A 15,070-nucleotide genomic window follows, 5' to 3' on the forward strand; every position below is an offset into this window, starting at 1 on the left:
TCAGTTCTTCCAGCGCAAATTGAAATCGACCCGATGCGCCGGCTTGTCCCTTTCGGCCTCCCCTTGCTTGCTGGCGAGTAAATAAATCCGTTCGTCGGACAGCTTGCCTTTCAGGACAAGCCAGTTTTTGACGGTTTCCGCTCTCCTGTTGGCCAGCAGGATCAGGCTGTCATTTCTGGAAGAGTAATATCCGACCAACTGTTTTTCCATCTCTGCAACAGACACCTCTTTATCGAAAACCAGCAATTTCTTCGGCTTGTCAAATTTTTCGTTCCAATAGACTTCTTTCAACAACACAGGGTACTCTTCTTCGGAAACCCTGATTTCCTCAAACGACAATGCACCCTGTTTTTTTCGTTTCAGGGCAAGGATTTTTCTGTTCAACGTCGATTCCCCAAGTCCTGCCCTGTCCGCAACATCGTCGTATCGGCCTGTAATTTCCAGTCTGATTTTGGGACGCTTGACAAGTCCCTTGGCTATCCTCTCCAGTCGCCGCTCACTTTCTTCCGTTAAAACGGAACTGCCCGGTTCGAAAACCATACCCGAGAGGGCTTTTTCGTTTTCGTTCAGTGAAGCGAGAAAAGCGAAAGGAGCCGTCACGATTTTTTTAAGCGTGTTCAAAACCACTTTACCGACAATACTGCCCAGCGAAAATTCCGGATCGTTCAGCGAACCGGCAATCGGAACATTAATGTCGATCACTCCGTCACTGTCTTTCAACAAGGCCAGCGCCAGTTCGATAGACAGATCCGCCGCTTCCTCGCTTTCGACTTTTTCTCCCAGAGTCAGTTGATCGAGAACAAGCGCGTTCTCGGCCGTCAGTTTCCCATCCTCAACCTTGTAAATCGCTTTATACGAGAGTTTGCCTTTTTCGATTCCATACCCCAGATATTTTCCCGAATAGGCACTGAACTGGGCCAGTTCCATACCGGTTATCTGCGCCTTGATGTTCAACGACAGACTTTCGCTCAACGGATTGATGTAACCTGAAACGATCAGAGGAGCGCCGTTGACCTGCCCTTTCAATCCCAGTCTCGATTGCGCTTCAGGATCGTTCGACAGATTGATGAAAGCGCCGCGCAGGTTCAGGATATTGGCGGTATAACGGGGTTTGATGAAATTGTCGGAAAACCGGACGCTTCCGTTTCGGATAATCCATTTTTTGACGGCAATGGGAAAACGGTTGTTTCCCGCTGTATCTGAAACCGCCTGCAGGTCATTGCCGGCATAAACAGAAGGAGTAAGCCGTGTGGAGACCCCGCTGTTTGCCCCCACTCCGGAATCTTCTTCATTTTCAGCCAGGCTCTTCTGTCCTCCTGCCTTGCTGCGCAGGATATTCTGCAAATTCAGCCGCCCGTCCGACAATAAAATGACCCTGGCAATAACATCGCTCATTTTGGCCTTATCGATCGTGACAGACAATGGATTCAGGTTGACCGCAATCCCTTCAAACGCCAGATCTTTCCAGCTGATAACCGGTCTGCCTGTCAACTGATCCACTGCCGCCAGACTGCCGATCGCCGCTCCGCCGGAAAAGTGCCCTTTTATCGTTCCTTCTTGCTCAAGCCGCAATTTTCCCTTTACGGACATATCTGCCCGTTTAAGCGACAAATTGACATAACTGTCGATATAAGGCTGGATGAAACGGATATCCACCTCTCTGACATCCATATCCAGATCGGCTTTCAAGGGCGAAACGGCAATATTTCCTTTCACGACGATTGCCCCCCGGTCATTGACTTTCGCCTGCATGAACAAGGGAACGTTTTTTTCCAGCGAATCCGACAGATTTTCTGCGCTTGCTTCAAGCCGTGAAACCCGTGTGATAATGGGCTGCGCAACTTGCCTGTTCTCAAAAGAAAGAGACCAGTCCTTTATAGCCGCACGCCGGATCCGGAAATGGAAACCGGTACTGTCGGCTGCCGTGCCCATTGCCTCCTGTGCCACTTTTGCCTTGTCTTTTTCCCGGAGCCTGTCGAGCAATTCAGGCATGCTGTGAACGAGTGTGATGCGCGTCCCTGTCGAGACCACGCTGTCCACCGCCGCATTACGGCCGCTTACATCCAGCGACAGATTTACGACATTCAGGCCGAAATTTCGGGCCGATATATTGACCGGCCTGTTATAGGCCCGATCAAGGAAGTGAAGCTGGCCTCCGTTTACCACAAACTGTTTGAGATCAACAGCCAGTGTTCGCCTGGAAGCGGTCTTTTCATTTTCGGCCGTTCCGGTTTTTTCTGCCGGTTTTTTCCCGGCCTTCACTAACCGTTCGAAATTCCATTGGCCATCTTTGTTTCGCTCCAGAAACACCCGTGGATTTTCCACACTGACACGATTCAGTTTTATCTTTCCCGAAACAAGATCGCTCTTGCCGATACCGATTTTCAGTTCCGGAATGTCAAGAAGGTGTGCGTTGTCAGACTCAGTCAGTCGCAGGGAATGAAACACCACATCGCCTTCAACGAATATGGGACGTTTGTCGCCTTCCCGTTTGGCAAAAGTCATGTCCAGATCGGCAGAGAGCTTGCCGCTCTTCAGTTTGAAACCGGGGTCGAACGGCAGGTAACCCAGATACGTCGGCAAATCGAGTTTGTCCAGTTTGATACCGATCGTACCGTCCTTTTTATTCAACACCGGTCTGGATTTACCGACCAGTTCGATTTTGTCCCTGTTAATTCTGGCGCGGATTGAAAACGGGACAAACACCTCGACTTCCGCAGGCATATTGGCAATGAAGGGAATGCCGACATTCAACTCTTCTATCAAAAGACGTTTTTTGCGCACGTCATCGTCAACGCGAATTGTCCCGTTTTCAATCCGGATATTGTTGATGGAAAAAAGTGTTCTCCCGGCATCGTCTTCTCGGGGCTTCGACAAATACGTCACCATATCGTCAACGTTGTATTTTCCGCTCTGCCGCCGGACGATGTGCACTGTCGGATTGACCAGCCTGATTTGCCTGATAACCGGATTGAATTCTGAAAAAGTCCGGGGAGAAAACTCGACAAACAAATGATCGAATGAAACGAAAGCCCTTTCCTGGCCGGGCTCGGACAAGCGGACGCCTTCGAGCCTGACCGTCAGCCTGAAAGGATCCAGCTCTATTTTCTGGACAGTCAGCTCACGATTGAAATTTTCAGCGGCAAATTCCCGGGCTTTCGATTGAACGATACCGGGAAGAAAAAATACAGCGGCAACGATGGCGACAATGAGCGACGCGCTGGCAAAGGCCAGAAAAAGGGCAATGGTCCGTTTTATCCGCGAACGTTTTCCGTTGCCGGAAATATTGTGCTCTCTCATGGGTTCCTGCCGTTCTTTACAATGAGGTTGAAATCATTTTAAAGAAAAATCCACGCGATTACCGGACTCGTCACCTTCCGTATTCCGGGCTTTGCTGGCCAGTACAAACAGTCTCTCTTCAGGAATGCCTCCCTTGCTGGCCAACCACTCTTTTACCGCTTGCGCACGCCGGTTCGCCAGCAGGATCAGATCGTCTTTTTTTCCTGCAAAATGCCGGGACAACAATTTTTCCATTTCCGGAACGGGCAGGGATTTGCTGAACCCGATCCAGTTTCTGGGCTTTTTAAAGTCCTCATCGCTGTACAAACGTTTTAACAGGTCGGGATATTCCCTGTCGCTGACAGCGGCTTTTTGTCCGTCCGCTCTTTCACCTGGCTCTCCCGCTTTCATCGCACGGACTTTTCGCAAAATCATCTGTTTGCCCAAACCATCGCTATCGATTACCGGATCGTATTTCCCGGCAATTTCCAGCGTCAGGGCAGGCCGGTTTCCAAGGGCTTTGGCAAGTGATTCCAGTTTTTTCTGTTCAGACCCGGTTATAACAGAACTGCCCGGCTCGAAGGCCAGCCATGACAACTCTTCCGTATCGCCTGCCAGTGAGGCAAGCAGCGAAAACGGCGCTGTCACGGCTTTCTGTACGAGATTGACGAAAACCCTGAAAATAATGCCGCCCACTGAAAACTCCGGATCGTTCAGCGACCCGCCGATCGGCAGACGGATATCGATAACGCCATGCCTATCTTTCAGAAGCGCCAGTGCAAGCTGGATGGGCAAATTGATGGCCGACTCGCTTTCCACCTTGTCTCCCAGAGTCAGCTGATCCAGAATGAGCGCATTTTCGGCAGACAATTGCCCGTTTTCAACCTGGTAGGCGACATCGAAAGACAACTTTCCTTTCTCGATACCGTAGCCGATGTATTTACCGGAATAGGCGCTGAATTGCGCCAGCTCCATTCCCTTGACATTGGCTGTGATATCCAGCGCCAGACTTTCGCCAAGCGGATTGATCGTTCCGGCAATGACAAGAGGCGCGCCATTGACTCGTCCCCTGATATCGACAGCTGCCCGCTTTTCAGGATCCGTCGTCAAGCCGGAAAGACTTCCCCTCAAATTGACCAGATTGGCCGTATAACGCGGCCGGATAAAGTTGTCGGAAAACCGGATGTTTCCGTTATTGAGCCGCCATTTTTTAATCCGGACAGAATAAGCCGGCCGCTCGTTTTTCTTTGGCGGCACAGCATCGGCAACAACCGTGTTTGCCGTACCGGAGTCTGTATTCGTTAGTGCTTTTTCCGTTTTTTCCTCGCTTTCCGTCAGACTCTTTTTGCCACCGGTTTCACTTCTCAGCACATCCTGAAGATTCAGCCGGCCGGCTGAACTCAAAATGACTCTTGCCGACAAACCGTTCAGCCCGACCTGATCGACAACGACGGAAAGGGGCGCCAGATCGGCGCGAATTCCTTTGAACGACAACGCTTTCCAGCTGACAAAAGGCTGCTTGCTCAACTGATCGACCGTGACAAGACGGCTTATGCCTGCATCCCCGGTAAAACGTCCCTGTATCGCCTGACGTTTTGTTTGAGAAAGGCGCAGTTTGCCCTGCACGGTCAAATCTGCCTGTTTGAGAGACAGATTGACGAAATCTTCAATATAGGGCTGGATAAAGCGGACATCGACATCTTTCAGATTCAGATCGAGATCGGCCACGAACGGGGAAAGGTTCAGACTGCCATTAACGGCAATCGTTCCTCTCCGGTTAACCCCGGCATTAACCGATAGCTGAACCGGCTGCTCCGTATTGTCAGACAAATGATCAATAGCCACATTCAGGCCGTCAATCCGGGTTACAACAGGCTTCCCTGCATCCCGGTTTTCAAAGTGAACGCCCCAGTCGTTCAGTTCCAGCCGGTTGACATGAAAACCGAACCCGGTTTGCGCCTCCATTTCCGAAACCGTTTTCTGTGCGGACTTCCGAATGCGTTTTTTATCTTCCGGAAAATTCAGTTTTCCGTGAACGAATTGCACTTGCGTGCCAGTGGATACCAGTTTCCCGACTGTTGCATTCCGCCCTGATATGTCCAGTACGATATCCCCGGCGTTCAATCCGAAATTCCGCATGGAAAAATTGGCGGGAACGACCTGAACCTGATCGTGTATCTGAAGCTGCCCTTCCTCAAGAGTCAGTTGACCAAGAGCGATTGACCAGAGCAGACTTTCCTTATGCGTTTTATCGGCTTTTAAATTGCCGGAATCCGCTTTCTCCGGAATTTTTTTCATATCAATCCGGGCAAGCCGTTCGACGTTCCATTGCCCGGCTTTATTCCTGTCCAGATAAAGCTCGGGTTGTTTCAGCCGGATATGACTCAGGCCGATATTTCCCGACAAAATGTCGCTTCTGGCGATATCGACCCCCATTTCAGGCATTTTAAGCAAGGTTTTTCCACCCTTTTCTGTCAGCCACAGAGAAGTCAGGGTCAGGTTTCCACCGATAGTAAGGGCTGACCTGTTATCTTCCGGTTTACCGAATCCAACGTCCAGATCAAGGGATAACTTGCCGTCTTTCAATACGAAATTCGGCTGGAAAGGCAAATAATCCATGTAGGAAGGCAAACTGATTCCATCCAGTTTGACAGTGACCATCCCGTCCTTGTCGCGGTAAAAAGGACGCGCTTTTCCGGCCAGTTCAATCTTTTCCCCGTTGAATCTGCCGCTAATTGCCAGATCGACAAAAATATCGACCTGAGAAGGGATGGATGAAACAAACGGAATGGAAACATTCAGTTCATCAACCAGATGGCGTTTCTTCTGCGGCAAATCGTCGAATTCGACGACGGCGTTTACGACCCGAATGTTATTGATGGAAAACCGTGCTGGTGAATCGTCCTCCCCGGGTTCCATCGCGAAAGCGATAAAATCGTCGAAATTGTAACGATTGCTTCCGGAACGGACGAGATGAACTCTTGGATTGGCAAGTTTGATCTCTTCAATGACCGGCGCCATCCTGAACAGGGATTGGCCTGAAAGGTTGACTGTCAAGCGATCGAAAGTGACAAAATCGTCTTCCTGCTCCGGCTCAGTCAGATGCATCTTGTCGAAATCAACCGTCAAGGTCAGTGGATTGAACGAAACTTTCCGGAAATGAAGATTTCGCCGGAATTTTTCGGAAACGAATTGTTGCGCCTTGCTCTCTATCACGCCGGGAATGACGAAATAGCCGACAACCCCATATGCGACAAACAAGAAAACGACTGCGGCAAGAATCCACCTGAACAAAGGTTTTCGCCAGTAACCGCCCGGATTCAGTTTTTTCAAAGGATTCTGCATCGCCTTTTCCTCTCTACGGGTGTCAAAGGAACATCGGTCGATTCAAGCTCCATTGCCGGATGCGACAGCAAACAATCAACACGATTACCGATTACGGATGAGTAACCGTATTCATGTTAAATAAGTTTGGGAATGAAATAAACCTTTGAAGGAAAAAAATGCCCGTCTATCCGCAAAACCGTCATGCTCCATTTATCCGGAAAAACCGCCATGCGGCAAACACGCCTGAAAATACGGCATGTTGAACGATAAAACTATTCGACGAGCCTGTTCAGCTGTTCGGGGCTGACCTTGTCTTCTTCCGGCAGCGTTTCAAGGGGAATATTGGCCGCTTCCATGGCGGCTATGATGTTTTTCAATTGATGCTCCTGCGCCGCGGCATTATTGATCAGGCCACGCAAGGCCTTGATCAACGGATCGTCCTCATTCGGGGTAATGCCGTAGGAAGAAAACAGCACGCTCGCGGCATCGGTTTTGCTCTGGTTTTCGTCTTTCTGGATAATTCGGGCCGGATTGCCGACAGCCGTCGCGCCCGCGGGAACGGCCCGCACAACGACTGCGTTGGAACCGACTTTCGCCATTTCGCCGACAGTGAAACTGCCCAGCACTTTGGCTCCCGCCCCGATAATGACGCCCCTTTCAAGCGTCGGATGACGCTTCTTGCCCTTGCTTAAAGACGTTCCGCCCAGCGTCACTCCCTGATAGATTGTGCAGTCGTCTCCGATCTCGGTCGTTTCACCGATCACGACACCGCATCCATGATCAATGAAAACCCGGCGACCGATCACGGCGGCGGGGTGGATTTCGATACCGGTCACGATTCGCGCCAGATGGGAAAGAAAGCGCGCAAACCATTTCAGCCCGTGGTTCCAGCACCAATGCGAAGCCCGGTGAACGAGAATGGCCTGAAATCCCGGATAACAGGTCAGCACTTCCCAGGTATTGCGGGCGGCAGGATCACGTTCAATGATGCTTTTGATATCTTCGCGAAGATGACGAAACATGTTTCCAAAGAAAAATTAAGTCTGTGGGAGCCAGATAATAACCGTTTCGGTAAAAATGTGCACGGGTAACGCTCGCTTTATTGCCGTATTTTCATCAGGCGCTGTCGCCGCGCTTCGTACAGACAGATCCCGGAGGCAACCGAAATGTTAAGGCTTTCGACAGAACCGAACATGGGAATGGCGACCAGTTCATCGCAGGTTTCTTTTGTCAGACGACGCATTCCCTCGCCTTCGGAACCCATGACAAAAGCCGTGCCGCCGGCGTAATCGGGTTCGTAAAGGCTTTTGTCGGAATCGTCGGCCGTACCCACTACCCAGATATCACGTTCTTTCAACTGGCGCAGGGTTCGGGCCAGATTGGTCACGGTAATGTACGGCACGGTTTCCGCGGCACCGCTGGCGACTTTTTCAACGGTAGCGTTGATCCCGGCGGAGCGGTCTTTCGGTGCGATCACAGCATGAGCGCCCACACTGTCTGCCACACGAAGGCAGGCACCGAGATTGTGGGGATCGGTAATACCGTCCAGAACCAGCAGAAGAGGCGCCCCCTCGATACTGTCCAGCAATTCATCCAGATTGCGTGCCAGTGACAAAGGAGCCGCCATGGCGACCACTCCCTGATGGCGGCGTGTGCCCACCATCTTGTCCAGACGCTGGCTGTCCGCGGCAATGATACGGATTCCGGCCGCCTTGGCTGCCTTCAGCAAATCCTGCATACGCCGGTCCGATCGTTCCGAATCCACATATATTTCTTCCACCGAAGAAGCCTCATGGCGCAAACGCGAAGTAACAGCATGGAACCCGAATATGACTTTGTTTTTCATTTTTTTTGAAACTAAACTGTAAAAAGTAGCGTCTAGCGCGACCGTTGTTTCCGTCCCGGGCGGACCGGTTCGACTCTCGCTTCCTTATCCGAAATCGTGGCGATATTCCGTTTTTTGTACCGGTCGAATATGACATGCTGTCCCGGATGCCCCGCCGGCCCTTTGCCTTCCTTGACGTCTTCAGCCCTGAATGGGCCGTCGATAATCCCCAGATCAATCTGGCGGGCATCCATATCGACCCGGCTGACCTGCACGATCACCCGGTCAGTCAACTGGTAGCGGACGCCAGTCCGCTCTCCCCGCAGTTCATGACGCACTTCATCGAAATGGTAATAATCGTTGCCGAGATCAGTCACATGAACCAGTCCTTCGATAAAGAGATCGTCCAGCTGGACAAATATACCGAAGCCGGTCACACCGGAAATGGTCCCGGTGAAATGTTCTCCAAGCTTGTCACGGATGAAATAACATTTGAGCCATGCCTCAACATCCCGTGATGCGTCGTCCGCCCGGCGCTCGTTGGCGGAACAGTGCAAACCGAGCGCTTCCCAGATAGCCTGTTCTGCATTCGCTTTTTTATCACCGCCTGTTTTTTCCTTGAGCATCTGTTTGCGAATCGAACTCGGAACGTTCGTATTCAACAAACGGCGATCGATTCCTTGTGGAACATAGCGTTTTCCTTCCAGAATGGCCTTGATGACCCGATGGGTCAGCAAATCCGGATATCGCCGGATGGGACTGGTAAAATGGGTATATGCCTCATACGCCAGACCGAAATGGCCGATATTGTCCGGACTGTACATTGCCTGCTGCATCGAACGGAGCAGCATGGTCTGCAAAAGCGGCGCATCCGGCCGCGTTTCGATCTGTTTGATCAGGGAAGCGTAATCGGAAGGCGCCGGAACATCGCCGCCGCCCAGCGACAATCCGATCTGCGCCAGAAAAGACCGCACCTGTTCGAGTTTCTGTTCATTGGGCTGCGCATGGACACGGTAAGTGCCCGGATGATGATGGCGCGTAATGAAATCCGCAGCGCAGACATTGGCCGCCAGCATGCACTCCTCAATCAACTTGTGCGCGTCGTTTCGGACACGCGGCAGGATTTTCTCGATTTTTCCTGCTTCATTGCTGACGATATAGGTTTCGACCGTTTCAAAATCGATCGCGCCTCTTTTTTCCCGGGCTCCGGCCAGCGTCTTGTACAGACCGTAAAGGTTCATCAGATGCGGCACAAGACTGGCATGCATCACAGCTTCTGGCCCACGCTGGCTCTTCAGTATCGCAGCCACTTCAGTATAGGTCAACCGGGCAGCCGAATGCATGACGGAAGGATAAAACTGGTAAGCCTCGACCTTGCCTTCGGACGACACCAGCGCATCACATACCAGAACCAGCCGATCCACGCCGGGATTTAAAGAACAAAGACCGTTCGACAGTTTTTCGGGCAGCATCGGAATGACACGACGCGGAAAATAAACCGACGTCGCCCTTAACAGGGCGTCCTTGTCCAGAGGCGCATTCGGCCGGACATAATGACTGACGTCGGCAATCGCAACAATCAGCCGGTATCCGTCCCCACCGGCCAGTTTGACGGGTTCGCAATAAACGGCATCGTCAAAGTCGCGAGCATCTTCTCCATCTATCGTGACGAGTGGAATATCGCGCAAATCGACCCGGCCCGCATAATCTTCCGGCAAAACCTGTTCAGGCAATTTGTCCGCTTCCAGCAGGGCATCGCGCGAAAAGATATGGGGCAACCCGAACTTGCGCACGGCAATTTCGATCTCAATGCCCGGGTCGTCGATATTGCCGAGGACTTCGACAATTTTCGCTACCGGCTGGGTATAGCGTGAGGGCTGCGAAACCAGTTGCGCATTGACGATCTGCCCCGATCTGGCATTGCCCGGCGAACCGTCCACCACAATGTCGTGCACGATTCGCTTGTCTTCCGGAGCGATCAGCCAGACACCGTTTTCATTGATCAGGCGCCCCACAATATGCGTATGCGCCCGGCTGACGACCGATACGATAATGCCCTCAGGACGGCCTTTCCTGTCCGTATGGACGATACGGACCTGTACCCTGTCGTTATGCATGACCTTCTGCATTTCGTTTTCGGACAGGAAAATGTCTTCGCCGCCGTCGTCGCGAATGACGAAACCATAACCGTCAGGATGCGAGTGAACGTATCCTGTAATGAAACGGGTGGAAGTATTGACCTTGTAATTCCCTTTTTCATCGCGCACCAATTGGCCGTCCCGTTCCATGGCGTCCAGACGTTTCAGCAAGCCGTCAATTTCGGTTTTCTTGACGTGGAGCTCTCTGGCGATGGTTTTGACGCTACGGCCTCTGCTGGCCTCACGCAGGGATTCAACGATTTCTTCCCGGCTGGGAATGGGATATGGATATTTTTTCAAAAGATTTTTAACTTAAATTATTCAATAGCGGTAATGCAACAGTCCCATCATCCTTTTTTTTGCCTGTTTAAGCAAGATGATTGACATGTTTGTATATCACGTTATAATCACAACCTTACTTTTGCAGATCAAAAAGTTGACGATTGAAAGTGACTGTTCAACTTCGAGGAATGCAAATATAATACCAGATGTTGGAAAAATGCCCACGTGGCGGAATTGGTAGACGCGCATGGTTCAGGTCCATGTGCCGCAAGGTGTGGGGGTTCAAATCCCTCCGTGGGCACCAGAAATCCGCAAAAAACGACTGATCCGCTTTTAAGAAGCGGTTTTTTTGTTGTTTTTCCAGCCACAGCCAAAGGCATGCATTTACGCAAAAACACTCTTCGCCAGCGTACCCGGTTATTGAAACCTTTCCCGAACAGCAAAAAAAACTCCCATTGCTGATTCACATCACAAAAAAACGGCAGAAAGCCCTTATTCTCCGAAAGAACGGACTGACACCTCTTCAAATATCATCTAGAATTTCCGTTTTCATCCGGTAAGCGGCATCTCCCGAAAAACCGGACTGTCCGTTTACGACATTCCCCTGTGAAAGCTTTTCATGACCGCTGTAATGTCTTTTTGCGCCATATGCATCCTTCTGGTGATGGGAATCGTCATCCGGTCTTTTTTTCCTGTTTTCCAGAGGCTGTTTATTCCCGCTTCCGTCATAGGCGGATTTATCGGACTGATTGTGATCAACACGCTTGGGTATGCCCTGCCCCCTGAATGGTTTACCGCTTTCGGTAAATTGCCCGGATTTCTGATCAATATCGTTTTTGCCGGTCTCTTTCTGGGGGTTGCTCCCACTCCCATTCGGCAAATCTGGCATTTGACGGCACCCCAGTTCTGTTTCGGCCAAATCGTCGCCTGGGGCCAGTATGTGGTCGGTCTGGGACTGGTCTTTTTTGTTCTGGCTCCGATTTTCAATGTACCGGATGTTTTCGGCAATTTGCTTGAAATCGGTTTCGAGGGTGGCCATGGAACGGTAGGGGGCCTTGCCGGGACCTTCCACGAACTGGGCTGGCCGGCGGGAGCCGATCTCGGTTATACCGTAGCGACCTGTGGCCTGGTATTCGGCATTGTCATCGGCATGATTCTCATCAATATTGCCGTTCGCCGCGGCGATGTTCAGGATATCCGGACCTTCGATGATAAAGACAAGCTCGAACGTATCGGCATTTATCGCCGTGACAAACAGCCCGCGGCCGGGCGACAGACTGTCCATTCCGATACAGCGGATTCCCTCGCTTTGCATATTTCACTTATCGGCATTGCTGTTCTGATCGGCTATGGCCTCAAGGAATTGCTGATTCTGGCTGACACGATCACTCCGGCGTCATTTCGGGAACTGAATATCATGCAAAGCCTGCCTCTGTTTCCACTTTGCATGATAGGCGGTGTTCTGCTCCAGTTGTTTTTACGGAAAACCCGGCTCGACATGCTGGCCGATCATGGGCAGATGCAACGCGTTACCGGTGCGGCTCTCGATTTTCTGGTTGTTGCCGCCATCGCCTCCATCCGGCTTGAATTCGTTCTGGCTTACTGGGCGCCCTTATCAATTCTCGTGCTGGGAGGAATTCTCTGGAATGTTTTCGTAGTCCTGTTTATTGGCCCGCGCATCTTCGACAAAGCCTGGTTTGAGCGGTCCATTGCGGAATTCGGTCAGGCAATGGGGGTAACCGCTACCGGTCTCATGCTGCTGCGTACGGTCGATCCCGAAAGCAAAACAGTCGCCACCGAAGCCTTCGGTTACAAACAGCTTTTGCACGAACCCATTATGGGCGGCGGATTCTGGACATCATTGGCAGTTCCCCTTGTCATGCTGGGTAAAGGAACAATGGTATGGGGCATTTCCATCGTACTGCTCATTATCGGGCTGTTCTGCTGGCTGCGGTTTTTCTATACCGGAAGAAAGCCGGAAAAACGATAGTGTTATTACTCCAAATCTGAACGATTTTCTGTACGCCCTTCAATTAGCCCGCTTGATTCACAAACCTCACCGGAAAGGGGTTCGTGCGGTTCCCACCAATGAGAAAACGTCTGTTTTTCGTCGTCCAGATCGACGGACTCGCCGATTACCGGCGTCAAAAGCCGGTAAGGTTTACCCCGGCTTGCCTTCGCCAATCTTGTGAAAGGCTCATCCCACGCATGGTTCGAGATAGCGAATTTGCCGGAATGAGCGGGTAAAACCGATTTCGCGCCGAGTTCAACCGCGGCTTTTGCCGTTTCCTCAGGCATCATATGAATAAAGGCCCAGCGTTTGTCGTACTGGCCGTTTTCAAGAATAGCCAGGTCGAAACCATCAAATAATTTTCCGATCTGTGTCAGGTGCGGTCCATAACCGGTATCGCCGCTCAGGAAAATTCGCCGTTTTTCCGATTGCAGGACGAAACTGACCCACAATGTCCGGTTTCGCATGACTCCCCGCCCTGAAAAGTGGCGCGCCGGGAGAATGTGAATATCGAAACCATCATGGTTTTTCAAACCGGTAAACCAGTCCGCTTCCAAGACTTTGCTCGCTGCGTATCCCCAGTTTGCAAAATGCGAGCCGACACCAAGACCGCAAACCACTTTTTTCACTTTGGGTTCCAGTGCCATGACAGTCGGATAATCCAGATGATCCCAGTGATCGTGTGTAATCAACAGATAGTCGATAGCCGGAATATCTTCCGCCCGATATACGTTCGTTCCGTCAAACGCCCTGTTAAAGAGGAAGAATGGGCTGGCATAGGGACTGAATACCGGATCGACCAGTATCCGCTTTCCGGCAAGCTGGACATAATAAGAAGAATGGCCCAGCCATATGACGAGATCCTTTTCCGGATCCAGTGAAAACAGATCTGTCTTGACAGATGGAACCGCCATGTCGGGAACGAGCCTTTCTTTCGGAGTAAAAATACTTTTTACAATCACGGAAAAGACCGTGCTGTCATCGGTAAACAGGGGAGTTGGCACCGGATTTCTGAATTCTCCCTCGATAAAGCGGGGCGACTTTTTGAGGATTTCATAATGGTTCCCCTGAGGATTTCTTCCGAACTCCATCCGGTTCAGAAAGGCACACGTTCCCAGTACAAGAACGGCACAAATCAAAAGCAGGGATGCCATCATTATTTTCAGCTTTCGCATCATTGTTGCGGTTTGGCGTGTGGATTTTGAAACAGGTTCAACAAAACCTTTCCGGCTTCGATCTTTTCAGGACATTACAAACTCACAATAAGGCCGTGACGCTCAAAAAAACAGGGGCATTCCTCTCGATTTATTGCCTGATTCTTTCACAGGCAGTACCCGTACCAATGCCATACACAGCAACGCGCGAACCCTGGAGTCCTTCTGTTTTCAATCCGCGCGAACCTGCGTAAAATGACGCTCTCTTTTCCTTTTTGTCGTCACTTTCTCTTCTTTTCAGCTTATGTCAGACCAGCCCGTTATCCATCAATCCGGAAAACCCATGTTTTTCGATCCCGAAGTCCGTCGCATACGCAGTTTCGTGACCCGTGCAGGACGGCTTTCCACTGGTCAGGAACGGGCTATCCACGAACTTGGGCCGCAATTCTGCATCCCTTTTGCCAAGACAGCTCTCGATTACACAAAACTCTTCAATCGTAAAGCCAAGACAATTTTCGAAATCGGTTTCGGTATGGGGGAAACAACCGCAACGATTGCAGAAAATCTACCCGAACTGAATTTTATCGGCGTGGAAGTTCATACTCCAGGCGTGGGCAGTCTTTTGAAACTGATCGGCGAGAAACAATTGTCCAACATCAGAATCATCCAGCACGATGCCGTTGAAGTGCTTGAAAACATGATTGCTGAAAACTCGCTGGATGGCGTTCATATCTTTTTCCCCGACCCCTGGCACAAGGCACGGCATCACAAACGTCGCCTGATACAACCGGATTTTGTCCGGTTCCTGACAACCCGTCTGTCGGAAAACGCTTATCTGCATTGCGCGACCGACTGGCAGAATTATGCCGAGCAAATGCTGGAAGTCCTGAACGCCGAAACCGCTCTGGTCAATACGGCTACCGGGTATGCCGAACGGCCCGATTACCGTCCTGTCACCAAATTTGAAAAACGGGGATTGCGATTGGGGCACGGCGTCTGGGATCTGGTTTTCCGCAAACGCCCCGCTGTCTGAAAAAAGGCATACAGCCTGTTC

The 15,070-nt window shown here is 51.1% G+C and carries 9 protein-coding genes and 1 tRNA gene; 4 read left to right on the forward strand and 6 right to left on the reverse strand.

Features of this window, described 5'->3' with window-relative positions; genetic code table 11:
* From OFAG_RS12465 to rnr, 5 genes are all read right to left on the reverse strand, one after another.
* Window positions 1-3,300, reverse strand: a complete 3,300-nt coding sequence (locus OFAG_RS12465) for a DUF748 domain-containing protein (protein WP_005875569.1) — start codon at window positions 3,298-3,300, stop codon at window positions 1-3.
* 33 nt (window positions 3,301-3,333) lie between these two features.
* Window positions 3,334-6,624 carry a DUF748 domain-containing protein gene (locus OFAG_RS12470; protein ID WP_005875567.1) on the reverse strand — a complete coding sequence of 1,097 codons (3,291 nt, stop codon included), beginning with the start codon at window positions 6,622-6,624 and terminating at the stop codon, window positions 3,334-3,336.
* A gap of 254 nt (window positions 6,625-6,878) precedes the next feature.
* A complete protein-coding gene (gene cysE / locus OFAG_RS12475; RefSeq protein ID WP_005875565.1) occupies window positions 6,879-7,628 on the reverse strand; it encodes a serine O-acetyltransferase in 750 nt (249 codons plus the stop codon).
* A gap of 77 nt (window positions 7,629-7,705) precedes the next feature.
* Entirely contained in the window at window positions 7,706-8,452 is a 747-nt protein-coding gene (gene rlmB, locus OFAG_RS12480; protein WP_005875564.1) for a 23S rRNA (guanosine(2251)-2'-O)-methyltransferase RlmB, read from the reverse strand.
* A gap of 32 nt (window positions 8,453-8,484) precedes the next feature.
* Complete coding sequence (rnr, locus tag OFAG_RS12485) at window positions 8,485-10,869, reverse strand: ribonuclease R (RefSeq protein ID WP_005875562.1); 2,385 nt, start codon at window positions 10,867-10,869, stop codon at window positions 8,485-8,487.
* Window positions 10,870-11,070: 201 nt separating this feature from the next.
* Between rnr and OFAG_RS12490 the strand changes: the two genes are divergently transcribed.
* Window positions 11,071-11,155 (forward strand) — tRNA-Leu (locus tag OFAG_RS12490).
* Between the two features lie 315 nt (window positions 11,156-11,470).
* Entirely contained in the window at window positions 11,471-12,841 is a 1,371-nt protein-coding gene (locus OFAG_RS12495; RefSeq protein WP_005875560.1) for a sodium/glutamate symporter, read from the forward strand.
* 5 nt (window positions 12,842-12,846) lie between these two features.
* Here the strand turns inward: OFAG_RS12495 and OFAG_RS12500 are convergent, their stop codons facing one another.
* The gene (locus tag OFAG_RS12500; protein ID WP_231371705.1) at window positions 12,847-14,019 is read right to left on the reverse strand and encodes an MBL fold metallo-hydrolase; all 1,173 of its coding nucleotides are present in this window, start codon (window positions 14,017-14,019) and stop codon (window positions 12,847-12,849) included.
* Between OFAG_RS12500 and OFAG_RS14420 the strand changes: the two genes are divergently transcribed.
* Window positions 14,010-14,270, forward strand: coding sequence for a hypothetical protein (locus OFAG_RS14420; protein WP_187138775.1), 261 nt, complete (start codon window positions 14,010-14,012; stop codon window positions 14,268-14,270). The two genes, OFAG_RS12500 and OFAG_RS14420, sit on opposite strands and share 10 nt — an antisense overlap.
* Before the next feature lie 50 nt (window positions 14,271-14,320).
* Window positions 14,321-15,049: a tRNA (guanosine(46)-N7)-methyltransferase TrmB gene (gene trmB, locus OFAG_RS12510; RefSeq protein ID WP_005875557.1), complete on the forward strand. Its 729-nt coding sequence runs from the start codon at window positions 14,321-14,323 to the stop codon at window positions 15,047-15,049.
* Window positions 15,050-15,070: the final 21 nt, after the last annotated feature.

It is taken from the genome of Oxalobacter paraformigenes, assembly GCF_000158475.2.
In the GTDB taxonomy this organism is placed as follows: Bacteria; Pseudomonadota; Gammaproteobacteria; order Burkholderiales; family Burkholderiaceae_D; genus Oxalobacter; species Oxalobacter paraformigenes.

What these genes read in the sequence shown, in the direction of transcription:
- OFAG_RS12500 (WP_231371705.1), bottom strand. Translation starts at nt 14,019, where the DNA reads ATGATGGCATCCCTGCTTTTGATTTGTGCCGTTCTTGTACTGGGAACG.
- OFAG_RS12495 (WP_005875560.1), top strand. Translation starts at nt 11,471, where the DNA reads ATGACCGCTGTAATGTCTTTTTGCGCCATATGCATCCTTCTGGTGATG.
- cysE (WP_005875565.1), bottom strand. Translation starts at nt 7,628, where the DNA reads ATGTTTCGTCATCTTCGCGAAGATATCAAAAGCATCATTGAACGTGAT.
- rlmB (WP_005875564.1), bottom strand. Translation starts at nt 8,452, where the DNA reads ATGAAAAACAAAGTCATATTCGGGTTCCATGCTGTTACTTCGCGTTTG.
- OFAG_RS12470 (WP_005875567.1), bottom strand. Translation starts at nt 6,624, where the DNA reads ATGCAGAATCCTTTGAAAAAACTGAATCCGGGCGGTTACTGGCGAAAA.
- OFAG_RS12465 (WP_005875569.1), bottom strand. Translation starts at nt 3,300, where the DNA reads ATGAGAGAGCACAATATTTCCGGCAACGGAAAACGTTCGCGGATAAAA.
- OFAG_RS14420 (WP_187138775.1), top strand. Translation starts at nt 14,010, where the DNA reads ATGCCATCATTATTTTCAGCTTTCGCATCATTGTTGCGGTTTGGCGTG.
- trmB (WP_005875557.1), top strand. Translation starts at nt 14,321, where the DNA reads ATGTCAGACCAGCCCGTTATCCATCAATCCGGAAAACCCATGTTTTTC.